Source organism: Citrobacter sedlakii NBRC 105722 (assembly GCF_000759835.1).
GTDB lineage: Bacteria > Pseudomonadota > Gammaproteobacteria > Enterobacterales > Enterobacteriaceae > Citrobacter_A > Citrobacter_A sedlakii.
The window spans coordinates 440,465-464,527 of sequence record NZ_BBNB01000001.1 but is presented as its reverse complement, the minus strand read 5'-3'; the positions used below and the strand labels follow the sequence as shown (position 1 = coordinate 464,527).

The following is a 24,063-nucleotide window of genomic DNA, read 5'->3' as shown; positions in this document are numbered from 1 at the left end:
TTTCTCATCCCCTCTCGCGGGTACGCTGACGAACACTTACGGTTCAGACGTTTACCCATTCCGCTTTCGCTTATATACTCGTGACTTTGCTAATCGCAACCAGACGGATTTCATGTACCAACCTGTCGCTCTATTCATCGGCCTGCGCTACATGCGTGGGCGTGCAGCAGACCGCTTCGGTCGCTTCGTCTCCTGGCTTTCCACCATCGGCATTACCCTTGGGGTGATGGCGTTGGTCACGGTTTTGTCAGTGATGAACGGCTTTGAACGTGAACTGCAAAATAACATCCTGGGCCTGATGCCGCAGGCCATTCTTTCCGCTGAGCAAGGCTCGCTGAATCCCGGCCAGTTACCGGAAAACGCCGTCAAGCTCAACGGCGTGAGCCGTGTCGCGCCGCTGACCACCGGCGATGTGGTTCTGCAAAGCGCGCGCAGCGTGGCGGTGGGCGTAATGCTGGGTATCGATCCGGCGCAAAACGATCCGCTGACGCCGTATCTGGTCAATGTCAGACAAACCGATCTCCAGCCGGGTAAGTATAATGTCATCCTCGGCGAACAGCTTGCGGGGCAGCTTGGCGTTAATCGCGGCGACCAAATCCGCGTGATGGTGCCCTCAGCCAGCCAGTTCACGCCGATGGGGCGTTTGCCGAGCCAGCGTCTGTTTACCGTCATTGGCACGTTTGCGGCGAACAGTGAAGTCGACGGCTATCAGATGCTGACCAACATTCAGGATGCGTCGCGTTTGATGCGCTATCCGGCGGGAAACATTACCGGCTGGCGTTTATGGCTTAACGAGCCGCTGAAGGTGGACTCTCTCAGTCAGCAGACGCTGCCGGAAGGCACGAAATGGCAGGACTGGCGCGAGCGCAAGGGCGAACTGTTCCAGGCCGTAAGGATGGAAAAGAACATGATGGGACTGCTGCTTAGCCTGATCGTGGCGGTGGCGGCGTTTAATATTATTACCTCGCTGGGTTTGATGGTGATGGAGAAGCAGGGCGAAGTGGCGATTCTGCAAACGCAAGGGCTGACGCCGCGCCAGATCATGATGGTCTTTATGGTGCAGGGAGCCAGCGCCGGGATTATCGGCGCAGTGTTGGGGGCGGCGCTTGGCGCGTTGCTTGCCAGTCAGTTAAACAACCTGATGCCGGTTATCGGTGTGCTGCTGGATGGCGCTTCGCTGCCGGTGGCGATCGAGCCGCTACAGGTGATTGTGATTGCGCTAGTGGCCATGGCCATCGCGCTGCTTTCTACGCTTTATCCTTCCTGGCGCGCTGCCGCCACTCAACCCGCTGAGGCTTTACGTTATGAATAAGATCCTGTTGCAATGCAACAAATTGTGCAAACGCTATCAGGAAGGCGCCGTGCAGACCGACGTGCTGCACGATGTCAGCTTCAGCGTGGGCGAAGGAGAGATGATGGCGATTGTCGGTAGCTCCGGCTCCGGCAAAAGTACGCTGCTGCATCTGCTGGGCGGACTGGATACGCCGACCTCTGGCGATGTGATTTTCAGCGGCCAGCCGATGAGCACACTTTCCCCGGCGGCGAAAGCGGAACTGCGAAACCAAAAACTTGGCTTCATTTATCAGTTTCACCACCTGCTGCCGGACTTCACCGCGCTGGAAAACGTAGCGATGCCGCTGCTGATCGGCAAGAAAAAGCCGTCGGAGATCGACCAGCGGGCGCGTGAGATGCTGAAAGCGGTAGGGCTGGATCATCGTGCGAACCATCGTCCATCTGAACTTTCCGGCGGTGAGCGTCAGCGCGTGGCTATCGCGCGCGCGTTGGTGAATAACCCGCGTCTGGTGCTGGCGGATGAACCGACCGGTAACCTCGATGCGCGCAATGCGGACAGCATTTTCCAGTTGCTCGGGGAACTGAATCGTTCGCAGGGCACCGCGTTTCTGGTGGTCACGCACGATCTGCACCTGGCAAAGCGCATGAGTCGCCAACTGGAAATGCGTGACGGACGCCTGACCGTGGAACTGAGCCTGATGGGGGCGGAGTAATGGCGTCGCCTTTATCGTTATTGATTGGTTTGCGCTTTAGCCGGGGACGTCGGCGTGGCGGTATGGTGTCATTGATTTCGGTGATCTCCACCATCGGCATTGCGCTGGGCGTGGCAGTGCTTATCGTTGGCTTAAGCGCGATGAACGGCTTCGAGCGTGAGCTGAATAACCGCATTCTGGCGGTGGTGCCGCACGGTGAAATCGAGGCCGTCAATCAGCCATGGAACAACTGGCGCGATGCGCTGGAAAAAGTGCAGAAGGTGCCGGGCATCACGGCGGCGGCCCCTTATATCAACTTTACCGGTCTGGTGGAAAGCGGAGCCAATCTGCGCGCCATCCAGGTCAAAGGCGTCGATCCGCAGCAGGAGCAGCGGCTGAGCGCGCTACCGTCCTTTGTGCTGAATAACGCCTGGTCCGGCTTTAAGGCCGGAGAACAACAGATCATCATTGGCAAAGGCGTCGCCGATGCGCTGAAAGTGAAGCAGGGGGATTGGGTGTCGATCATGATCCCCAACGCCAGTGCCGATCATAAACTGATGCAGCCAAAACGCGTCCGCCTGCATGTTGCCGGCATCCTGCAACTGAGCGGTCAGTTGGATCACAGCTTTGCAATGATCCCGATGGCGGATGCCCAGCAGTATCTCGACATGCCTGACACGGTTTCCGGTATTGCGCTGAAGGTTAACGACGTCTTTAACGCGAACAAATTGGTTCGCGCCGCGGGCGAAGTCACCAACAGCTACGTTTACATCAAGAGCTGGATTGGCACTTACGGCTATATGTACCGCGATATCCAGATGATCCGCGCGATTATGTATCTGGCGATGGTGCTGGTGATCGGCGTGGCTTGTTTTAACATTGTTTCAACATTAGTGATGGCGGTTAAAGACAAGAGCGGCGATATTGCGGTATTAAGAACGCTGGGGGCGAAAGATGGCCTTATTCGCGCCATTTTTGTCTGGTACGGCCTGCTGGCGGGACTGTTTGGTAGCCTGATTGGCGTGGTGATTGGCGTGGTGGTTTCGCTTCAGTTGACCCCAATTATCAACGGCATTGAGAAACTGATCGGCCATCAGTTCCTCTCCGGCGATATCTATTTTATTGACTTCCTGCCATCGGAGTTGCACTGGCTGGATGTGATTTACGTACTGGTCACGGCATTGTTGCTGAGCCTGTTAGCAAGCTGGTATCCGGCGCGGCGCGCCAGCAATATTGACCCGGCAAGAGTGCTCAGCGGCCAGTAACGCCAAAAGAAAAAAGACAAGGAGCGGCAATGTATTACGGGTTTGATATTGGCGGTACAAAAATTGCGTTAGGCGTGTTTGACAACCAGCGCAAACTCCAGTGGGAAAAACGTATACCTACGCCACGCGACGGTTACGCGGCCTTTTTAGACGCCGTATGTCAGCTGGTGGCGGAAGCTGACCAGCGCTTTGGCGTCAAAGGATCGGTCGGTATTGGTATTCCGGGCATGCCGGAAACTGAAGATGGCACCCTGTATGCCGCGAACGTTCCCGCCGCCAGTGGCAAACCCTTGCGTGCCGACCTTAGCGCGCGTCTTGACCGTGATGTTCGCCTCGATAACGATGCGAACTGCTTTGCGCTATCTGAAGCCTGGGACGATGAATTCACCCAATATCCGTTGGTGATGGGATTGATCCTCGGCACCGGCGTAGGCGGTGGTTTGATCCTTAACGGAAAACCGATCACTGGCCGCAGTTATATTACCGGCGAATTTGGGCATATGCGTCTGCCGGTTGATGCCCTCACGCTGATGGGGTTCGACTTTCCGTTGCGTCGCTGCGGCTGCGGTCAACTGGGCTGCATTGAAAATTATCTTTCCGGGCGGGGATTTGCCTGGCTGTATCAGCATTATTATCATCAACCGCTGGAGGCGCCTGAAATCATTGCGCTGTGGGAGCAGGGCGACGAACAGGCGCGGGCGCATGTTGAACGTTATCTGGACTTACTGGCCGTTTGTCTGGGAAATATCCTGACGATTGTCGATCCGGATCTGGTGGTTATTGGCGGCGGCCTGTCGAATTTTACCGCCGTCACCACGCAGCTGGCAGACAGACTGCCGCGCCACTTATTGCCTGTCGCACGCGTACCGCGTATTGAACGTGCGCGTCACGGCGACGCGGGCGGAATGCGCGGTGCGGCCTTCTTACATCTTACCGATTAATCAATAGAGGTTGCTATGCTGTCGCGTCGGGGTCATCGGTTAAGTCGATTTCGTAAAAACAAACGCCATCTACGCGAACGTCTGCGTCAGCGGATCTTTTTCAGAGACAGAGTGGTGCCGGAAGTGATGGAGAAACCGAGAGTATTAGTGCTTACAGGGGCTGGCATTTCTGCGGAGTCCGGAATTCGCACCTTCCGCGCGGCGGACGGTTTATGGGAAGAACATCGCGTCGAAGACGTAGCGACGCCGGAAGGCTTCGCCCGTAACCCGGAGCTGGTGCAGTCATTCTATAATGCGCGTCGTCGACAGCTGCAACAGCCTGAAATTCAGCCGAATCCGGCGCATCTCGCACTGGCGAAGCTGGAAGAGGCGCTGGGCGATCGTTTTATGCTGGTAACGCAAAATATCGATAATCTGCATGAACGGGCGGGTAATCATAATATTATTCATATGCACGGCGAGCTGTTGAAGGTGCATTGTTCGCAGAGCGGGCAGATTCTGGCGTGGACCGGTGACGTTACGCCGGACGATAAATGCCATTGCTGCCAGTTTCCGGCGCCGCTGCGCCCGCATGTCGTCTGGTTTGGTGAAATGCCGATTGGCATGGATGAGATCTATATGGCGCTGGCCATGGCGGATGTCTTTATCGCCATTGGCACTTCCGGGCACGTTTATCCGGCGGCAGGTTTTGTCCACGAAGCGAAACTGCACGGCGCGCACACGGTTGAGCTGAACCTTGAGCCCAGTCAGGTCGGCAGCGAATTCGATGAGAAGTATTACGGCCCCGCAAGCCAGGTGGTCCCTGAGTTCGTTGAGAAGTTACTGAAAGGACTGTGACGCGTTACTGCCCGGAAAGAATGCCGGGCAGCATTTCTCCGTTTTAGCGCAACAGCGCCTTGCCCGTCAGATAGGTCGTTGCCTGCCCACCGATGTAAACCCGATCCCCCTTTAGCTGGCAGCGTAGTTCGCCGCCGCGTTCACTCCCCTGATACGCGAGCATCTGCGTTTTATGCAATTTTTCAGCCCAGTAAGGGATGAGCATGGTGTGCGCTGAACCGGTGACCGGATCTTCTGCAACCGCTTCACCGGGGCAGAAGAAACGGCTCACAAAGTCGTATTCCCCGGCACCGGGCGCGGTGACGCACACCATTTTTTCAAGAGGCAGCATGGCGCTGATATCAGGGCACAGCGCTTCCACCTCGCGTTGATGTTCCAGGACCACCAGATAATCTCGTGCGGCGCGCACTTCTGTGTACTGCGTAATGCCTAATGCCTCGAGCAATAAAGGCGGTGGCGTGACGGGGTCCGTCTGCCAGGCCGGAAAATCCAGCGTCAACCACTCGCCGCTGCGGGTGACGGTCAGCGGCCCGACAAATCGGGTATCGAAGTGAATGGTCGCATAAGGATAATTCAGATGTTCGAAGATGACGTGCGCCGCCGCAAGGGTGGCATGTCCACACAGATTAATTTCCCCCTGAGTGGTAAACCAGCGCAGCGTAAAACCCTTGTCGTTGACCACAAAGAAAGCGGTTTCCGATTGATTATGCTGCTTCGCCATTTTTAAAAGTGTCTCATCGGGCAGCCATTCGGTAAGCGGGCAGACCGCCGCGGCATTACCGCCAAAGGTGGTGTTGGCAAAGGCATCTATCATGTAGAAATCAATTTTTTGCATAGCGTCAACCTCACGGCATATCCGGAAAACTCACACCTTATCATGACACGGCAGTGCGCAGTTTGATTCTCTTTCCCGAGACCGAAGCGCGGCCTGCAATTTAAGGTAGGTATTGTTTCAGTTGCTTTGCCTTTGCATACATAACGATAACATTCTGACTTCCGGGAGTGGGGGCTGGTGCGTGAAACACTGGCATGGCGCTGCTCCTGAGATGGCCATGTCGCATATCGCCATTGCCGGGGCGGGAGGCAAGGTTGTTGACTGGATGGAACACGGGGCCAGCGAAATGGACATACATGTGAAAAATGAAGCGAAGCGTCAGCATGACGTGTAATGTGTGTATGTCGCTTTATTCCGTTGACAGATAATTTGTATTCCCACGGGGACCAACACAATGAAGATGGATGCGTTTGCTTTTGGCACCACGAACTGGAACGAAGTTGAAAGAACAGAGTACCCTGGAGAAACGGGCATCGCTTACTGGCGTACACAATACTTTGGTAACAAACCCAATCAAATCCGTGTACGTATGGTTGAGTATACGCCTGGCTACCTTGCGGACCATTGGTGTCAAAAAGGGCATATCCTTTTCTGCATTGAAGGCGAGTTAAAAACCGTGCTGGAAGATGGACGAGAATTTGTCCTGAAGGCCGGAATGAGTTATCAGGTTGGCGATAACGCTGAGCGGCATCAATCCAGCACAACGACAGGCGCAACGCTGTTTATTGTTGATTAACGTGCCTGCAAACCTGGTTGCCATAAAGACTGCTTCTGCTCCGAAACAGGTTGCCGGAAAGGTTTTAAGATCTGCACTGAACGAGGAGCGGACATGGATGGGGAAGATGAAGGTATTTAAACCAATGGGCTACTATTTCCAGTAGAGGTAAAAATGGAATACCAAAAGTCACTGCAGAAAATATTGTCAACTGACCCTGTCAGAATGAAGGTTCTTGATGCTGTTCGGGCACTTGAACTCAATGATGGCTGGATTGGGGCTGGGTTTGTGCGAGATGCAGTTTGGGATCAATTACATGAGTATGGCCCAAGTCCTGTTTCTGGTGATGTGGATATAGTCTGGTTTGACTCAGAGCACTGTAGCCCAGAACATGATCGTTACCTTGAAGACAGGCTTAGGCAACAAGTGCCTTCGTTAGATTGGTCGGTGAAGAATCAAGCCAGAATGCATAAACGTAACGGTGATCATCCCTATACATCAACACGAAATGCTCTACTGCATTGGCCTGAAACGGCAACTGCTGTAGCCGTCAGATTGGGGAAGAAAGGTCTTGATATTTGTGCGCCTTATGGACTTTCTGACTTATTTGAATTGCGTTTACGGCCGACTCCTGCATTTGAAATTGATAAATTGGACTCTTTTAAACAACGGGTCACGACAAAGCGATGGCTGGAACGTTATCCAAGATTACAGCTCATTGTTCCCACATAAACACAATATACTAATATCCCGGCTCCTGCGGTTCGATCTTAGATTGATAGACCGTTTCTGGCACAATGCGGACAAGCTAACTGAGCAGAAGGTCAGCAATAAGCGACAATCGGATGTAAGTACGCCACTGATATTGTTACCGAACTTAATGAACCTGCCATCCCTCACGTTGTGTTTTGTCAGGGCAATCATCCAAAAAAATCCACGCTAAGGCGTGGATTTTGCAGAGTGTGAATGAACAGGAATTAGCGCTTCCTGATGCATCAATGCCGTTAGACGTTGAACAAGAAGTTCATCACATCACCGTCTTTAACGATGTAATCTTTACCTTCGGCGCGCATCTTACCGGCTTCTTTCGCGCCCTGTTCGCCCTTATAGGTAATGAAATCATCAAACGCAATAGTCTGCGCGCGAATAAACCCTTTTTCGAAGTCAGTATGGATTTTTCCTGCCGCCTGCGGGGCTGTTGCGCCGACAGGGATAGTCCAGGCACGGACTTCTTTCACGCCAGCGGTGAAATAGGTCTGCAGGTTAAGCAGGCGATAGCCCGCGCGAATCACGCGGTTCAGACCCGGTTCTTCCAGCCCCAGTTCCTGCATGAACTCGTCACGTTCTTCATCGTCCAGCTCAGCGATATCGGCTTCAACAGCAGCACAAACCGGAACAACCACAGAGCCTTCTTTCGCTGCGATTTCACGAACCTGATCCAGATATGGGTTGTTCTCGAAACCGTCCTCGTTGACGTTGGCGATGTACATGGTAGGTTTCAGAGTCAGGAAGCTCAGGTAGCGGATTGCCGCTTTATCTTCGTCGGTCAGATCCAGAGAGCGCAGCATTCCCGCTTCGGCCAGGTGCGGCAGACATTTTTCCAGCGCCGCCAGTTCGGCTTTAGCGTCTTTATCACCGCCTTTCGCTTTTTTCTGCACACGGTGAATCGCACGTTCACAGGTATCGAGGTCCGCCAGCGCCAGCTCGGTATTGATAACGTCGATATCTTCCGCCGGGTTAACTTTACCTGCAACGTGAATGATGTTGTCGTTCTCGAAGCAGCGCACGACGTGGCCGATCGCTTCGGTCTCACGAATGTTGGTCAGGAACTGGTTACCCAGACCTTCACCTTTGGACGCGCCTTTTACCAGACCCGCGATATCCACGAACTCCATGGTCGTCGGCAGAATTCGTTGCGGTTTAACGATCTCAGCCAGTTGATCCAGACGCGGGTCAGGCATCGGTACGACGCCGGTATTCGGTTCGATCGTACAGAACGGGAAGTTGGCCGCTTCAATACCGGCTTTGGTCAGCGCGTTGAACAGGGTGGATTTCCCGACGTTGGGTAAACCAACGATACCGCATTTGAATCCCATGATTTAAATCACCTTAATAACTTGATAATCAACCTGTTACAGAAAACAGATTGTAGAAATGAAAACAACTTTGCCTATTATACACAGCGTACGGCAAAAATGCCGCACATCCCGGTTTATTGTGCCTTAAAGGTATGCAAGCGGCTTGTCGCTTTGGTCAGACCGTCTTTAAACCAAATCTCCGTACAGCGAGCCGCTTCGTCAATCGCGTCGTCAATCAGCTTCTGTTCAGAGACCGGTGGCTTTCCTAACACAAAGCCGACAACTTTATTTTTATCGCCCGGATGGCCAATTCCGATGCGTAAGCGATGAAAGTTAGGGTTATTGCCAAGTTTGCTGATAATGTCCTTCAGGCCGTTATGACCGCCATGCCCACCGCCCAGCTTAAATTTGGCAACCCCTGGCGGCAGATCCAGCTCATCATGCGCCACTAAAATCTCATCAGGATTAATGCGATAGAAACTGGCCATCGCGCTGACCGCTTTCCCGCTCAGGTTCATAAACGTGGTAGGCACCAGCAGGCGAACATCTTCACCCTCAACGGTTACCCGGGACGTATAGCCAAAGAACTTCGGCTCTTCGCGTAACGGCGCTCGCAGCCGCTCAGCCAGTAAATCGACGTACCATGCGCCCGCATTGTGTCGTGTTGCTGCATACTCCGCGCCGGGGTTTGCCAGGCCGACAATCAGTTTAATCGTCACGTTTTCTATCCTGCATAGGTCAATCACTGGCGCGTAGTGTACTGTCTGCAGCCCCGCTTGACAAAAAACAGCGTCAGAGAAGAGGGAAATGAATAGTTGCCGCTGTCGACTATTAGAAAGTCAAGGGCTTCAGGGGCTTATTTGTAAAGTTTTGTTGAATGTGACGTTGTATTTGTGATCGCTCCCGCACTCAGAATGGTGCGTGTTGTCTATACTTTACACATAAGGATTAGGGGTATTCCCTGAAACAACCCAAAAGTTCCGGAGGTGACATATGAAACGCAAAAACGCTTCGTTACTCGGTAATGTGCTAATGGGGTTGGGGTTAGTGGTGATGGTTGTTGGCGTTGGTTATTCAATTTTAAACCAACTGCCGCAATTTAACCTGCCACAATTTTTCGCACATGGTGCAGTGCTGAGTATTTTCGTCGGCGCCATTCTCTGGCTTGCAGGGGCACGTGTTGGCGGGCATGAACAAGTTTGTGACCGCTACTGGTGGGTACGCCACTACGATAAACGTTGCCGCCGTAACGACAATCGCCGTCATAGTTAACGCTGATTGCCGGATAGCGAACCAAATGTCGTCTCCGGTCTGACAGTTGGCAAGAAAGGGAGGCCCGGTAAGCGTGAACGCCACCGGGCTTTTGCTTATTTATGTCAAATCCGCCAGGGCGGCGTCGCGATTCGGGAAAAACGCCAGGCGTCCCGGAATCGGCTGGATGCCGGCGCGCGCCATGGTGCGCAGCGGCTGAAATTCAAGATTGCTCACCCGCAGTTCGCATCCCTCCGGCAGCCTTTTGACAAAGCGCAGGAACGCATCCAGTCCGCCCGCATCCAGCACAGGTACTGCATCCCACTTCAGTACGACAACGCGCTTGCCTTCAATACGTGATTCCAGATCGGTAAACAGCCCTTCAGCGGCGGCAAAAAACAGCGGGCCAATTACGCGCAGCACCAACACATCCTCCGGCACGTCTACGTTAACCGCCGCCAGGCGCGTCATACGCGCGATACGCCGCATAAACAGCAGGGATGCCAGCACAATGCCCACGCTGATGGCGATCACCATATCAAACAGTACCGTCAGCGACATACACATCAGCATCACGATAATGTCGTCTTTCGGCGCGTGGCGCAGCAGGTCCACCACTTTATGCGCTTCGCTCATATTCCACGCCACCATCAATAGCAGCGCGGCCATCGCCGACAGCGGCAACCAGGAGAGCAGCGGCGCCAGCACCAGCAGCGCGAGGATCACCAGAATCGCGTGAATGACGGCGGAGATCGGCGACGTCGCGCCAGCGCGTACGTTTGCGGCGGAACGGGCAATCGCGGCGGTGGCGGTGATCCCGCCAAAGAACGGCGCGACAATGTTGCCGAGCCCTTGTCCTATCAGTTCGCTATTGGCTTTGTGCTTGGTGCCGGTCATTCCGTCAAGCACCACGGCGCACAGCAGCGACTCGATAGCCCCGAGCATCGCCATTGAAAAAGCCGCAGGCAGCAGGGCGCGCAGCGAGTCCCAGCTTAACGTAAAATCGGAATCCGGCAGGTTCCATGGCAGCACCAGCTGAGGTAACAACTGTGGGATCCCGTTGCCCTGAGAACCGTCGGCGAGGATGTAATGAAACTGCGAACCGATGGTTGCGACATGACCGCCGAACAGGTTAACTATCCCCATCACCGCGCAGCCCAGCAGCAGAGCCGGAAGGTGACCGGGCAGACGAATACCCAGCCGTGGCCAGAAAATCAGAGTGCCCAGCGTCACGATGCCAATGGCGGCGTCGCCGAGGTTGATCGTTGGCAGCGCCATAAACAGCGCGCCCACTTTCTGCAGATAATGCTCGGGAACGTGCGCCATCTGCAGACCCAGAAAGTCCTTGATTTGCATGGTACCAATGGTGATACCAATCCCTGACGTAAAGCCTAACGTCACGGAAACCGGAATGTATTCGATCAGGCGGCCAAAGCGGGCCAGGCCAAAGAGGATCAGAAATATGCCGGACATCAGGGTCGCGACCAGCAGGCCTGCCAGCCCAAACTGTTGCGACACCGGGTAGAGGATCACCACAAAGGCGGCGGTAGGGCCAGAGACGCTAAAGCGCGAGCCGCCGGTTAAGGCAATGACAATACCTGCAACCGCCGCGGTGTAGAGACCGTATTGGGGAGCGACGCCGCTGCCTATAGCCAGCGCCATTGCGAGCGGAATCGCAATAATCCCGACCGTTATCCCGGCGATGAGATCACGGGTAAACCGTGAAGCGGTATATTTTTCTTTCCAACAAGCGTCGATGAGGGCGCGGAAAGGCATCACATGTGAGGAAAAGATTCTGTTCACAATAATGTTTCATCCATGAGCGCATCATCTGTCAACTAAATGGCAGGTGAAGGAGGCATAAGTCATACAAATAGTGGTTAAAGATAAAAAAACCGCCGTAGCGGAAGTTCTGAAATGACAGGCCGTGTGCATCGTCCAAAAACGTTGCCGCTTACCGGGCTGATTCATCATCAAAAAAACCCGCCGCAGCGGGTTTTTGCGCCGGGTTCGATTAATGTTCGAACATGGCAGAGATGGATTCTTCATTGCTGATACGACGAATCGCTTCGGCCAGCATACCCGACAGGGTCAACGTACGTACGTTCGGCAGCGCTTTGATTTCATCGGTCAGCGGAATGGTATCGCAGACGACGACTTCATCAATCACGGAATTACGCAGGTTGTTAGCTGCATTGCCAGAGAAGATCGGATGCGTTGCGTAAGCGAATACGCGTTTTGCGCCACGCTCTTTCAGGGCTTCTGCGGCTTTGCACAGCGTACCGCCGGTGTCGATCATATCATCAACCAGCACGCAGTCACGGCCCGCAACGTCACCGATGATATGCATCACCTGAGAAACGTTTGCACGCGGACGACGTTTGTCGATGATCGCCATGTCGGTGTCATTCAGCAGCTTAGCGATAGCGCGGGCACGCACGACGCCACCGATATCCGGAGAAACCACAATCGGGTTATCCAGATTCAGCTGCAGCATATCTTCTAACAGAATTGGGCTACCGAATACGTTATCAACCGGTACGTCGAAGAAGCCCTGGATCTGTTCAGCATGCAGGTCAACGGTCAGGACGCGGTCCACGCCGACGCTGGACAGGAAGTCCGCGACAACTTTAGCCGTGATTGGCACACGTGCGGAACGGACGCGACGGTCCTGGCGCGCATAGCCAAAGTAAGGGATAACGGCGGTGATGCGGCCTGCGGAAGCACGGCGCAGGGCATCAACCATAACGACCAATTCCATCAGGTTGTCGTTAGTGGGGGCACAAGTGGACTGGATGATGAAAATATCACCACCGCGTACATTTTCGTTGATTTGTACGCTGACTTCGCCGTCGCTAAAGCGACCTACAGCGGCGTCGCCGAGAGAAGTGTACAGGCGGTTGGCAATACGTTGTGCTAGTTCCGGGGTGGCGTTACCAGCAAAAAGCTTCATATCAGGCACGAGAAGAACCTCAGGCATGCGTCCATTGGTGGAAAGAATCTGCCAAAAACTGTGCGGGCCAGGCAGGATTCTCTCCATGCGGTGTATTAAAGAGCGCGATGCAACGTCTGGAACAGGGTGACGTTGTCACCGAAACTCAGCTTGCCCGGCTTACTCGCCATCATTCCTCTCTCATGTATGTTGGCTCTAATGCTTCACACCCGTCACATACTGAAGTACGCGGCTGGTGATTCGTCATCTCGCCATCTTCCTGAAACGTGGATGATTTAGAGTAACGCCCGATGCAAAGGGGAGAGGTTGACGCCTTTCGCCACAAAGCCTTCGAGCCATTCCGGGGCTTGCTCAAGCACCTGGCGAGCACGAGACTCTGTATCGAATTCAGCAAAGACACAGGCCCCTGTACCAGTCAGGCGCGACGGCGCGTATTCTAACAGCCAGGAAAGCGCGGCATCAACCTCGCGAAAACGTTTTCTTGCGATAACCTCGCAATCATTGCTGAATTCACAATTTAATAACGTTTCTATTGACCTTTTTGGCGTGTTACGGGGCAAATCCGGATCGTTGAAGATCGCCGGAGTCGGAATACTGACGCCCGGATGCGCCACCAGATACCATTTTTCGGGCGGATTAACCGGCGTGAGGATTTCTCCCACGCCTTCGGCGAAGGCGGCATGGCCACGAACAAATACCGGGACGTCCGCGCCAAGCTGGATCCCCAGTTCCGCCAGTTCATCCACCGACAGGCCGCATTGCCAGAGGTGGTTAAGCGCCACAAGGATCGTCGCAGCGTTAGAGGAACCGCCGCCGAGTCCGCCGCCCATCGGCAGACGCTTGTCGATGCGAATATCCGCGCCGCTGCCGGTCGGCAGACGACCGTGTTGCGCGGCTGTTTTCATCAGCAAACGCGCGGCGCGAACGATCAGGTTATCCTCATGCGCCACGCCGTCTACCGGCGTCAGCAGACGAATCTCGCCGTCGCTGCGCGGCGTAATGTCGATCGTGTCGCCGTAATCGAGGAACTGAAACAGGGTTTGCAGCGTGTGATAACCGTCCGCGCGCTGGCCGGTAATGTATAAAAACAGATTCAGTTTTGCCGGGGATGGCCAGTGGGTCATCATTTCACAATCCAGTTATCCATTTTCAACTTGATGCGCAGGTCGCCATCCGAAAGTTCCATATTGGCAGGCATGGCCGGTTGCGTTTTGCTGTCATAGGCGCTGTAAACGACCTTCCAGTTTTTGCCATCCTGACGGTAATTCACTTCGCGCAGGCGATACTGATCGTCAAGTTTATAGTCGGTAGCGTCACCCGGCAGGCCCAGAATCCACTGGCGCAGGCTGTTCAGCGGAATCGGCATCCCGGTCAGCTTGCCGATCATCTCTTCGCCGTCTTCGGCGGTATAGCGCTGGCCCTTGTTATCCACCAGTTGAACGTGACCTGGCTGCGCGTTCAGCTCCAGCTCAGTGCTGCCCAGCGGGTTCGTCAGCAGCAGGCGATAGCGGTCCTGGCCGGTTTGCTGCCAGAAGAAGCGGGCATAGACCTTCTGATCGGCGGAAATAAAGGCAAACGCCCCGCGGGTCTGGTACTGATTTAACTGAAGCACAGCCTGCTGGTGCTGTCGCCACTGCGGGGAATCGGGACTTTTGCCCGGTCCTTTTGGCGCGTTGATCGTACAGGCGGTGAGTACCAGGCTTGCCAGCGGAAGCAGGCGGATCAGGCGAAAGTCAGGCAGGGTCATAGTGATGACGAATCCTTGTGATACGTTGCAATAATAACCCTTAATGCTAGCGCCGCGCGGGTATATCGTCTACGTTCACGTTATCTTAATTTAAGCGTTAAGCGATTACTCCAAAAGGGGGCGCTCTCTTTTATTGATTACGCGCATCCTGTATGATGCGAGCAGACTAACCATATCAACGCTGGTACTACTCCCGCAGACATGACCCTTTTAGCGCTCGGCATTAACCATAAAACGGCACCTGTATCGCTGCGAGAACGTGTAACGTTTTCGCCGGACACGCTCGATCAGGCGCTGGACAGCCTGCTCGCGCAGCCTATGGTGCAGGGTGGGGTGGTGCTGTCGACCTGTAACCGTACAGAGCTGTATCTCAGCGTTGAAGAGCAGGACAATTTGCAGGAGGCGCTGATTCGTTGGTTATGCGACTACCATAACCTTAACGAAGACGATCTGCGCAGCAGCCTCTACTGGCATCAGGATAACGCCGCCGTTAGCCATCTGATGCGCGTCGCCAGCGGGCTCGACTCGCTGGTACTCGGCGAACCGCAAATCCTCGGCCAGGTGAAAAAAGCCTTTGCCGATTCGCAGAAAGGCCACCTCAACGCCAGCGCGCTGGAACGCATGTTCCAGAAATCCTTCTCCGTCGCGAAACGCGTGCGCACTGAAACCGACATCGGCGCCAGCGCGGTATCCGTCGCCTTCGCCGCCTGTACGTTGGCGCGGCAGATCTTCGAATCACTGTCTACTGTCACCGTGCTGCTGGTCGGCGCAGGAGAAACCATCGAGCTGGTGGCGCGTCATCTGCGCGAACACAAGGTGCAGAAGATGATCATCGCTAACCGCACTCGCGAACGGGCGCAGGTGCTGGCCGATGAAGTCGGCGCCGAGGTCATCGCGCTGAGCGACATCGACGCGCGTTTGCAGGAGGCGGACATTATTATCAGTTCCACCGCCAGCCCGCTGCCGATCATTGGCAAAGGGATGGTGGAGCGCGCGCTGAAAAGCCGCCGCAACCAGCCGATGCTGCTGGTGGATATCGCTGTCCCGCGCGATGTCGAGCCGGAAGTCGGCAAGCTGGCGAATGCCTATCTCTACAGCGTTGACGATCTGCAAAGCATCATTTCGCATAACCTGGCGCAGCGTAAAGCCGCGGCCGTGGAAGCCGAAACCATCGTGGCGCAGGAAACCAGCGAATTTATGGCCTGGCTGCGCGCGCAAGGCGCCAGCGAGACCATCCGCGAATACCGCAGCCAGTCTGAACAGGTGCGCGACGAGCTGACCGCCAAAGCGCTGGCTGCGCTGGAGCAGGGCGGCGATGCCCAGGCGATTATGCAGGATCTGGCCTGGAAGCTGACCAACCGCTTGATCCACGCCCCAACCAAATCTCTACAGCAGGCTGCCCGTGACGGGGACGACGAACGCCTGAATATTCTGCGCGACAGCCTCGGGCTGGAGTAGCAGCACACCCCTCTTTTTTTACAAGGTGCATTTACGCCTATGAAGCCTTCTATCGTTGCCAAACTGGAAGCCCTGCATGAACGCCATGAGGAAGTTCAGGCGTTGCTGGGTGATGCGGGAACCATCGCAGACCAGGAACGTTTTCGCGCGCTGTCGCGTGAGTATGCACAATTAAGCGATGTTTCTCGCTGTTTTACGGACTGGCAACAGGTTCAGGAAGATATCGAAACGGCACAGATGATGCTCGACGATCCTGAAATGCGTGAAATGGCGCAGGAAGAACTGCGCGAAGCAAAAGACAAAAGTGAACAACTGGAACAGCAGCTCCAGCTTTTGCTGCTGCCCAAAGATCCGGACGACGAGCGCAACGCGTTCCTCGAAGTGCGCGCCGGCACCGGCGGCGACGAAGCGGCGCTGTTTGCCGGCGATCTGTTCCGCATGTACAGCCGCTACGCCGAAACCCGTCGCTGGCGGGTAGAGATCATGAGCATGAGCGAAGGCGAACACGGCGGTTATAAAGAGATCATCGCCAAAATCAGCGGCGACGGGGTCTATGGGCGACTGAAGTTTGAGTCCGGCGGTCATCGCGTCCAGCGCGTACCGGCAACGGAGTCACAAGGACGTATCCATACCTCCGCCTGCACCGTCGCGGTGATGCCGGAACTGCCGGAGGCAGAACTACCGGATATTAACCCGGCCGATCTGCGCATTGATACCTTCCGCTCCTCAGGGGCGGGCGGTCAGCACGTTAACACCACCGACTCGGCGATCCGTATTACTCACCTGCCGACCGGCATTGTGGTGGAGTGCCAGGATGAACGTTCGCAGCACAAAAACAAAGCGAAAGCGCTCTCTGTGCTCGGCGCGCGTATTCGCGCGGCGGAAGTGGCGAAGCGCCAGCAGGAAGAGGCCTCCACCCGCCGAAACCTGTTAGGCAGCGGCGATCGCAGCGACCGTAACCGTACCTACAATTTTCCACAGGGGCGGGTCACCGACCACCGTATCAACCTGACGCTGTATCGCCTGGACGAAGCGATGGAAGGCAAGCTGGATATGCTGATCGAGCCCATCGTGCAGGAATACCAGGCTGACCAACTGGCGGCGCTATCCGAGCAGGAATAATGAATTTTCAACACTGGTTGCGTGAAGCCATAAGCCAGCTACAGGAAAGCGATTCGCCACGTCGTGACGCCGAGATCCTGCTTGAATATGTCACCGGCAAGGGGCGCACCTGGATTCTGGCGTTTGGCGAAACGGAATTAACCGACGCCCAGCGCCAGCAACTGGCTGCGCTGCTGGCGCGCCGTCGCCGTGGCGAACCGATCGCCCATCTGATCGGCGAACGGGAATTCTGGTCGCTGCCGCTGTTTGTCTCGCCAGCCACCCTGATCCCGCGCCCGGATACCGAATGTCTGGTTGAACAGGCTCTGGCGCGTCTGCCTGCTGCATCATGCCGGATCCTGGATCTGGGCACCGGTACCGGGGCGATTGCGCTGGCGCTGGCTTCCGAGCGCCCTGACTGCGATGTCACGGCAGTGGACCGGATGCCGGAGGCCGTTGCACTGGCGCAGCGAAATGCCACCCGACACGCCATCACAAACGTCAGAATCCTGCAAAGCGACTGGTTCAGCGCTTTAGCCGGGAACCAGTTTGAGATGATTGTCAGCAACCCGCCGTACATCGATGAGCAGGATCCGCATCTTTCGCAGGGCGACGTTCGCTTTGAGCCGCTGACGGCGCTGGTCGCGGGCGATCAGGGGATGGCGGACATCAAGCACATCATCGAACGTGCGCGCGCCGTTCTGATGCCGGAGGGCATGTTGCTGCTGGAACACGGCTGGCAGCAGGGGACAGCGGTGCGCGACGCTTTTGTCCGCGCGGGCTATCACGACGTGGAGACCTGCCGGGACTACGGCGATAACGAGCGGGTGACGCTGGGACGCTGGCGGCCGTGAGCAGTTTTACGCTTTTGCTTACCCTCCACTTGCTGAGCATCGCCCTCTCAGTCAGCCTGTTTGTGCTGCGTTTCTGGTGGCGGGAAAGCCATTCTCCGCAGGCTGATGCCCGCTGGACGCGAGTTGTACCGCCCGTTGTTGATACGTTCCTGTTACTCAGCGGTATCGGCTTAATCGCTAAAACGCACATCCTGCCATTCACCGAACAGGGCTCATGGCTGACTGAGAAGCTGTTTGGCGTTATCATTTACATCGTTTTGGGTTTTATCGCGCTTGATTACCGTCGGGCGCGCAGTCGGCAGACGCGGTGGATCGCGTTTCCGCTGGCGTTGGTGGCGCTGTACATCATCGTTAAACTCGCCACCACAAAAATATCGTTACTGGGGTAAGTCATGAGATCGTTAGCTGATTTCGAATTTAATAAAGCGCCACTGTGCGACGGAATGATTCTGGCGTCGGAAGCTATCCGCCTGGATTTTCCCTCACAAACTGTCTACGACGAGCTGGAACGTCTGGTCAGCCTGGCGCAAGAAGAAATTAGCCAGCTCCTGTCTCAGGATGAGCAACTGGAAAAATTGCTGGCACTTTTTTACGGCGAATGGGGCTTTACTGACAGCCGCGGCGTCTACCGTTTGTCCGATGCATTATGGCTTGACCAGGTCCTGAAAAACCGTCAGGGCAGCGCGGTGTCGCTGGGCGCGATCTTACTGTGGGTCGCCAACCGCCTGTCATTACCGCTGGTGCCGGTCATTTTCCCGACGCAGCTTATTTTGCGCATTGAGTCGCTGGAAGGGGAAATGTGGCTGATTAATCCCTTCAACGGCGAAACGCTGAATGAGCATACGCTGGAAGTCTGGCTGAAAGGCAATATCAGTCCGGTCGCGGAACTGTTTAACGAAGATCTGGACGAAGCCGATAACGCGGAAGTTATTCGCAAACTGCTCGACACGCTGAAATCCTCTCTGATGGAAGAACAGCAGATGGAACTGGCGCTGCGGACCAGTGAAGCGTTGCTGCAATTTAATCCGGAAGATCCGTATGAAATACGCGACCGGGGATTAATCTATGCGCAACTGGAATGTGAACACGTGGCGTTGACCGATTTAAGCTATTTCGTTGAACAGTGTCCGGAAGACCCGATCAGCGAAATGATTCGTGCGCAGATTAATAACATCTCGCACAAGCAAATTGTTCTGCATTAATTTATCGACACTCTTACTCACCATTAAGGCGATCCTATGAAACAAAAAGTGGTTAACATTGGCGACATCAAGGTAGCGAACGATCTGCCGTTCGTGCTGTTTGGCGGCATGAACGTGCTGGAATCCCGCGATCTGGCGATGCGCATTTGTGAGCACTACGTAACCGTAACCCAGAAGCTGGGTATCCCTTACGTGTTCAAAGCCTCTTTTGATAAAGCCAACCGTTCCTCTATCCACTCTTACCGTGGTCCTGGCCTGGAAGAAGGGATGAAAATTTTCCAGGAACTGAAGCAGACCTTTGGCGTAAAAGTGATCACCGACGTTCACGAAGCGAGCCAGGCGCAGCCTGTTGCTGATGTGGTGGATGTCATTCAGCTGCCGGCGTTCCTCGCCCGTCAGACCGATCTGGTGGAAGCGATGGCGAAAACCGGCGCGGTGATTAACGTGAAAAAACCGCAGTTTGTTAGCCCGGGTCAGATGGGAAATATCGTGGATAAGTTCCACGAAGGCGGTAACGATAACGTTATTCTTTGCGATCGCGGCGCTAACTTCGGCTATGACAACCTGGTCGTGGATATGCTGGGCTTCAGCGTGATGAAAAAAGTGTCCGGTAACAGCCCGGTGATTTTTGACGTGACGCACGCGCTGCAGTGCCGCGACCCGTTTGGCGCGGCAAGCGGCGGTCGTCGCGGTCAGGTGACCGAACTGGCGCGTGCCGGTATGGCAGTGGGTCTGGCCGGTCTGTTTATTGAAGCGCATCCGGATCCGGACAACGCTAAATGTGACGGTCCGTCCGCGCTGCCGCTGGCGAAGCTGGAACAGTTCCTGGCGCAGATGAAGGCGATTGACTCGCTGGTGAAAAGTTTCGACGAACTGGATACCGAGAGCTGAGTTTCGCTGAGAGAAAACCGCAAGCGCAATGCCGTTCCGCTGACGTGAACGGCATTGCGGTATTCAGTACGGGCGCCGTCAGAAGGCTATCGCCACGTTGAGCTGGCCCGCGACGCCATCATCGCTGTGCGTATCGGCGGTGAGATAATCCACCCGAGTGCCGACGGTGATAGTGTTAAAGGTCGCGCTCAGCTGCAGGCCCGCTTTATAAAGCGCTTTGCTGCCGAAGGCCGAGGTTTGATCGACGCCCAGCCCATAGAGCGTGGCATGACTGCTCGTCGATTTATCATTCAGCATCCGCTCATAGCCCAGCGCAATGCCCGGTTTCAGCGTCCAGTTTCCCACCTGCTGCGGCAATATCCCGATCCCTAAGTCAGCCGTCAGGCTGGTTTGCGTCTGGTTCACCCCATCCACGTCAAGCGCCGCTTCACTGCCGCGTTCACGAAAGCCGTCGAGGGTTAAATGCGTCACCTGCACGCCGATGGCCGGGTCGAGAGTCAGCGTTGAAACGGTACTGAACCAGCCGAGAGAGGCTCGTCCGCTGTAGAACTGGCCGTGGGTATCGCCCGATGCGGCGCCCAGCCCGCCGCCGAGACGGCGGTCGCTCTGGTAGTCGATATACCCGGCGCTGCCCTGCAGACCGACCCAGGGGCCGCTGTCCAGCGAGGAGAGCGCGTGGCGTGCGCCGAGTCCCAGCGTCGGGGTATGGGTTTTCACCTTGCCGCCTGCCGAAGAGATACTGCCGTCGCCATAGCCAATCGAGGCGTTTGCCGCGCTGCGCGCGTTGAAGCGATGAGTGACGCCGACCAGCGTTCCCCAACTGTGTTCGCTGCTGGAGCTGGCTTCACTGCTCGCATCCGTTCCCAGATAGGTCGCCAGCCCCTGCAACCAGACCTGAGACTCTTCGTCCTGAAGGCCGCGGGCGGAAATCACCGGGGCGAGCGCATCGTACAGGCGTGACGGCTGGCGAAGCAGATAGCTGCTGGCGTCGGCGAAAACCTGTCCGCCAATCTGTTTTTCAACCCCGCCGAGGGAGCCTTGATCGATAGCGCTTTGCAGATAGTAGTTATATGCCGTGTCACGTCCCGACAGCGGGGAGTCCTGCAGGGCGTTCAGCAGCGACGCCCCCTGCGCAGAGTTGCCGCTGAAGCCGGATTCGCCGGGCAGCGTCTGATAGCGCACCATTTTGCCGCGCAGTACATAGATCGTCGCCTGATCGAGGCCGAGGCCCGTTTTCAGATAGTTGTCCATCGACCCGTAGCTGGCGATAACGCTATCCAGCCCGGCCTGCAGCCAACTGGCGCGAACGCCCATCAGCGCGCCGTAAGTATCGCGCATGGATGTCGGCATCGTGGCAAGCGTCGCACTGATACGATCGGCGGTGTAGTCGTTGGTCGCCAGATAGTTTGCCATGATATCCCTGTCGCTGACGCCCGCGATGGTTTGCAGCACGGCGCTGACCCAGCCGGTACGATCTTTGCCCGCGGTGCAGTGGAACAGGGCGGCGTCATCTGCGGCGGCAAGCTCGCGGAAAACCTTGCCCAGTCCCTGACGGGCGTAGTCGCTGGTAACGAAGCTGCGCTCGCCGTCCTGCATCATTTTGTCGATGTCGCTGACGTTCATATTGTTGAGATCGATGACGAAGGCGCCGTTATTACCGATTAAATCGACGGCGACATAACGGCTGCCCGCCGGCAGTGTGTCGGCCTGAGCGGTGATTTCTGACGGGGAGCGCAAATCAACGACCGTGGTGACCTGCAGATCCTCCAGTGCCGCCAAATCGTTTCCTGTCGGCGTCAGGGCGTTTGAGCGATAGAATACACCCGCGTGCATCACGCCGTTATGGGTGGTGGTATAGGCGGTGGTTAGCCCGGCGATATCGCGGAAGTTGTCGATACCGCTTAGACGTGGGGTATTGAGTAAAAGATCTGCAGCCTGCGCGTTGACGCAGGTGAAAAGAACAAGTGCTGTAAGCGGGCTCAGGGATGCTTTCATGACCAAACTCCTTGTCTGTTAACGTTAACAGGCGCGGAGTATAGGGAGCATGCGTGAAGAATTTGTGACGGTTCGGCAATTTAACTGCGAAAATAGATTAATGATTACAGTCGGTTAATGGGTGATACAGCAGTCGTTAACCCTCAGGCCAGGCGATGTCGCGAAACATCGGCCCGGCCGTCGCTGGGCCGTCAGGCGAAAATGGTCATCAGATAGGCGGCAAACAGCGCCAGGTGCGCCGCGCCGTTCAGCACATTCGTCCTTCCCGTTGAGAACGAAATTTGGCACAGCAGCAAAGAGGCCACCATCACCACCATTTCCGGAGCGCCTAAGCCGAACAGCAGCTCGTTACCTGTTGCCCACGCAATCAGCGTCACGACGGGTACCGTCAGTGAAATGGTCGCCAGCACCGAGCCGAAGAACAGGTTCATCGCCCGCTGTACCTGATTATTCAGCACCGCTTTCAGCGCGCCAAGCCCTTCCGGGGAGAGGATCAGAAGCGCCACGAGGAAGCCGGTAAACGCCACCGGGGCATTCATTTCCGTCAGCAAGGTTTCCAGCGGATTCGCGTTCATTTTAGTCACGGCGATCACGGCAACCAGATGTACAATCAGCCACGCCGCATGCCATATGTTGCTGTGTGCGGAGGGTTTACCATGGTGCGGATCGTCGTCATCGCCTTCGTCTTCATGCTCATAGACAAACAGGCTCTGGTGCGTCTTGGTCTGAATCAGCAGGAACACGCCGTACATCGCCGCGGAAATCAGGGCCACGAGCAGCGCCTGACTGGTGGAGAAGTTGGCGCCGGGCAACGTCATGGGAAAGACCAGCACAATAATGGCCAGCGGAAACAGAGCAATCAGATACTGCTTGATGCCATAGAGATTCATATACTGCGTGGCGAATTTACGTCCGCCGAGCAGCAGAGAAAAACCGACCAGGCCGCCGGTGACGATCATAATGATGGAATAAAGCGTATCGCGCATCAGCGTTGGCGCAGCGTCGCCGGTGGCCATTAATGCCGATATCAGGCTGACTTCAAGAATAACTACCGACAGGCTTAAGATAAGCGAGCCGTAAGGCTCACCGAGGCGGTGGGCTAATACATCGGCGTGACGAACCACGCTAAACGCACTACTCAAAATCCCAATCAGGGCAAGAATATTAATACCGATCACCGCTGGTAGTGACTGGCTGCTCCCCCACAGGAACAGCACTACCAGCGCCAGAACCGGGAAAATAAGCGATGTCTCCTTGTGGCGGGTTTTCACCGCCTCCTGTGCATGTGTCATTCATACTCTCCATTAAAGTGCTGCAGGCAAACTGTCGTTATAAATGTAATAAAGATGATAAAAAATAACAGAAAACGTAAGGTTGTAGGGGCATTTTTACGAAATTTTACCCCAACTCACCGTTTTAATTGTGAAACGATAAAAAGAAGCGCTTTTGTTTATAGAATAATTCAATAACAGTGAGTTAGATAAAGTGTTTTAGCAAAACATCCACCTGGGTGGCGAAATAAAGGGGCGTTGACCACACTTAAGGTTTAGCCGAAAGAGGAGGCAACCATGCCGTATAAATCGAAAAAAGATTTGCCGGACAGCGTACAGAATGTATTACCCGCTCATGCTCAGGATATTTATAAAGAGGCTTTTAACAGCGCCTGGGATCAGTACAAAGACAAAGCAGATCGGCGGGATGACGCCAGCCGCGAAGAGACAGCGCACAAGGTTGCGTGGGCGGCGGTCAAAAATGATTATGAAAAGGGCGATGATGATAAATGGCATAAAAAATCATAAGCGCTTCAAATGTAAGGTTTAACAAAATGACCGTGTTCAGTCGCTTCGCGAATCGTGCTGCCTGACCCTGTCGCCGCCTTGCAAGCGGCCCGCGAATTGCATATTGTCCTGCTGTTGGTTTCAAAATGAGCAGTTAAAAGGCCCGGAAGGCGTCAA

At 55.3% G+C, this 24,063-nt stretch carries 25 protein-coding genes; 16 read left to right on the top strand and 9 right to left on the bottom strand.

Annotated features, from left to right (window positions below; translation table 11 throughout):
* The first annotated feature begins 112 nt into the window (after positions 1-112).
* From lolC to cobB, 5 genes are read left to right on the top strand one after another with little or no spacing between them, the layout of a single operon-like run.
* Entirely contained in the window at positions 113-1,312 is a 1,200-nt protein-coding gene (gene lolC, locus CSE01S_RS02180; RefSeq protein WP_042283671.1) for a lipoprotein-releasing ABC transporter permease subunit LolC, read from the top strand.
* The gene (gene lolD / locus CSE01S_RS02175; protein WP_042283669.1) at positions 1,305-2,006 is read left to right on the top strand and encodes a lipoprotein-releasing ABC transporter ATP-binding protein LolD; all 702 of its coding nucleotides are present in this window, start codon (positions 1,305-1,307) and stop codon (positions 2,004-2,006) included. The genes lolC and lolD overlap by 8 nt, the downstream gene beginning before the upstream one ends.
* Complete coding sequence (gene lolE, locus CSE01S_RS02170; protein ID WP_042283667.1) at positions 2,006-3,250, top strand: lipoprotein-releasing ABC transporter permease subunit LolE; 1,245 nt, start codon at positions 2,006-2,008, stop codon at positions 3,248-3,250. Before lolD ends, lolE begins: the two co-directional genes overlap by 1 nt.
* Before the next feature lie 29 nt (positions 3,251-3,279).
* On the top strand, positions 3,280-4,191 hold the full coding sequence (gene nagK, locus CSE01S_RS02165) for an N-acetylglucosamine kinase (RefSeq protein ID WP_042283665.1): 912 nt from the start codon (positions 3,280-3,282) through the stop codon (positions 4,189-4,191).
* Positions 4,192-4,206: 15 nt separating this feature from the next.
* A complete protein-coding gene (gene cobB, locus CSE01S_RS02160; RefSeq protein WP_042283663.1) occupies positions 4,207-5,028 on the top strand; it encodes a Sir2 family NAD+-dependent deacetylase in 822 nt (273 codons plus the stop codon).
* Between the two features lie 43 nt (positions 5,029-5,071).
* Here the strand turns inward: cobB and CSE01S_RS02155 are convergent, their stop codons facing one another.
* Positions 5,072-5,863: a PhzF family phenazine biosynthesis protein gene (locus CSE01S_RS02155; protein ID WP_042283660.1), complete on the bottom strand. Its 792-nt coding sequence runs from the start codon at positions 5,861-5,863 to the stop codon at positions 5,072-5,074.
* Positions 5,864-6,044: 181 nt separating this feature from the next.
* Between CSE01S_RS02155 and CSE01S_RS23000 the strand changes: the two genes are divergently transcribed.
* From CSE01S_RS23000 to CSE01S_RS22040, 3 genes are all read left to right on the top strand, one after another.
* A complete protein-coding gene (locus CSE01S_RS23000) occupies positions 6,045-6,197 on the top strand; it encodes a cupin domain-containing protein (protein WP_157449577.1) in 153 nt (50 codons plus the stop codon).
* A 60-nt stretch (positions 6,198-6,257) separates the two neighbouring features.
* On the top strand, positions 6,258-6,599 hold the full coding sequence (locus CSE01S_RS02150; protein ID WP_042283658.1) for a DHCW motif cupin fold protein: 342 nt from the start codon (positions 6,258-6,260) through the stop codon (positions 6,597-6,599).
* Between the two features lie 153 nt (positions 6,600-6,752).
* The gene (locus CSE01S_RS22040) at positions 6,753-7,310 is read left to right on the top strand and encodes a nucleotidyltransferase family protein (protein ID WP_072014935.1); all 558 of its coding nucleotides are present in this window, start codon (positions 6,753-6,755) and stop codon (positions 7,308-7,310) included.
* Between the two features lie 272 nt (positions 7,311-7,582).
* Here the strand turns inward: CSE01S_RS22040 and ychF are convergent, their stop codons facing one another.
* The gene (ychF, locus tag CSE01S_RS02140) at positions 7,583-8,674 is read right to left on the bottom strand and encodes a redox-regulated ATPase YchF (RefSeq protein ID WP_042283652.1); all 1,092 of its coding nucleotides are present in this window, start codon (positions 8,672-8,674) and stop codon (positions 7,583-7,585) included.
* A gap of 116 nt (positions 8,675-8,790) precedes the next feature.
* Positions 8,791-9,375, bottom strand: a complete 585-nt coding sequence (gene pth, locus CSE01S_RS02135) for an aminoacyl-tRNA hydrolase (RefSeq protein WP_042283649.1) — start codon at positions 9,373-9,375, stop codon at positions 8,791-8,793.
* A 274-nt stretch (positions 9,376-9,649) separates the two neighbouring features.
* Between pth and ychH the strand changes: the two genes are divergently transcribed.
* Positions 9,650-9,928 (top strand): stress-induced protein YchH, encoded by a 279-nt coding sequence (gene ychH / locus CSE01S_RS02130; RefSeq protein WP_012906045.1) that lies wholly within the window; start codon positions 9,650-9,652, stop codon positions 9,926-9,928.
* A 99-nt stretch (positions 9,929-10,027) separates the two neighbouring features.
* Here ychH and dauA read toward each other — a convergent pair whose 3' ends face one another.
* The 4 genes from dauA to lolB form a co-directional block, all read right to left on the bottom strand.
* Positions 10,028-11,710, bottom strand: a complete 1,683-nt coding sequence (dauA, locus tag CSE01S_RS02125) for a C4-dicarboxylic acid transporter DauA (RefSeq protein WP_072014934.1) — start codon at positions 11,708-11,710, stop codon at positions 10,028-10,030.
* Between the two features lie 211 nt (positions 11,711-11,921).
* Positions 11,922-12,869, bottom strand: coding sequence for a ribose-phosphate diphosphokinase (prs, locus tag CSE01S_RS02120; RefSeq protein WP_001518537.1), 948 nt, complete (start codon positions 12,867-12,869; stop codon positions 11,922-11,924).
* Between the two features lie 266 nt (positions 12,870-13,135).
* Complete coding sequence (gene ispE, locus CSE01S_RS02115; protein WP_042283642.1) at positions 13,136-13,987, bottom strand: 4-(cytidine 5'-diphospho)-2-C-methyl-D-erythritol kinase; 852 nt, start codon at positions 13,985-13,987, stop codon at positions 13,136-13,138.
* Positions 13,984-14,607 (bottom strand): lipoprotein insertase outer membrane protein LolB, encoded by a 624-nt coding sequence (lolB, locus tag CSE01S_RS02110; protein WP_042283639.1) that lies wholly within the window; start codon positions 14,605-14,607, stop codon positions 13,984-13,986. The genes ispE and lolB overlap by 4 nt, the downstream gene beginning before the upstream one ends.
* A 201-nt stretch (positions 14,608-14,808) precedes the next feature.
* Between lolB and hemA the strand changes: the two genes are divergently transcribed.
* From hemA to kdsA, 6 genes are read left to right on the top strand one after another with little or no spacing between them, the layout of a single operon-like run.
* The gene (hemA, locus tag CSE01S_RS02105) at positions 14,809-16,065 is read left to right on the top strand and encodes a glutamyl-tRNA reductase (RefSeq protein WP_042283635.1); all 1,257 of its coding nucleotides are present in this window, start codon (positions 14,809-14,811) and stop codon (positions 16,063-16,065) included.
* A gap of 39 nt (positions 16,066-16,104) precedes the next feature.
* On the top strand, positions 16,105-17,187 hold the full coding sequence (prfA, locus tag CSE01S_RS02100) for a peptide chain release factor 1 (protein ID WP_042283633.1): 1,083 nt from the start codon (positions 16,105-16,107) through the stop codon (positions 17,185-17,187).
* Positions 17,187-18,020, top strand: a complete 834-nt coding sequence (gene prmC / locus CSE01S_RS02095; RefSeq protein ID WP_042283629.1) for a peptide chain release factor N(5)-glutamine methyltransferase — start codon at positions 17,187-17,189, stop codon at positions 18,018-18,020. The genes prfA and prmC overlap by 1 nt, the downstream gene beginning before the upstream one ends.
* Positions 18,017-18,409, top strand: a complete 393-nt coding sequence (sirB2, locus tag CSE01S_RS02090) for an invasion regulator SirB2 (RefSeq protein ID WP_042283628.1) — start codon at positions 18,017-18,019, stop codon at positions 18,407-18,409. Before prmC ends, sirB2 begins: the two co-directional genes overlap by 4 nt.
* Positions 18,410-18,412: 3 nt before the next feature.
* Positions 18,413-19,222, top strand: a complete 810-nt coding sequence (gene sirB1, locus CSE01S_RS02085) for an invasion regulator SirB1 (RefSeq protein ID WP_042283626.1) — start codon at positions 18,413-18,415, stop codon at positions 19,220-19,222.
* A 36-nt stretch (positions 19,223-19,258) separates the two neighbouring features.
* Positions 19,259-20,113: a 3-deoxy-8-phosphooctulonate synthase gene (gene kdsA, locus CSE01S_RS02080; protein ID WP_042283622.1), complete on the top strand. Its 855-nt coding sequence runs from the start codon at positions 19,259-19,261 to the stop codon at positions 20,111-20,113.
* A gap of 78 nt (positions 20,114-20,191) precedes the next feature.
* Here kdsA and CSE01S_RS02075 read toward each other — a convergent pair whose 3' ends face one another.
* Positions 20,192-22,108, bottom strand: coding sequence for a tyrosine-protein phosphatase (locus CSE01S_RS02075; RefSeq protein WP_042283619.1), 1,917 nt, complete (start codon positions 22,106-22,108; stop codon positions 20,192-20,194).
* Positions 22,109-22,299: 191 nt separating this feature from the next.
* Positions 22,300-23,400 (bottom strand): sodium-potassium/proton antiporter ChaA, encoded by a 1,101-nt coding sequence (gene chaA / locus CSE01S_RS02070; protein WP_042283615.1) that lies wholly within the window; start codon positions 23,398-23,400, stop codon positions 22,300-22,302.
* 276 nt (positions 23,401-23,676) lie between these two features.
* Here chaA and chaB point away from each other — a divergent pair, with 276 nt between their 5' ends.
* Positions 23,677-23,907, top strand: coding sequence for a putative cation transport regulator ChaB (chaB, locus tag CSE01S_RS02065; RefSeq protein ID WP_042283612.1), 231 nt, complete (start codon positions 23,677-23,679; stop codon positions 23,905-23,907).
* Positions 23,908-24,063: the final 156 nt, after the last annotated feature.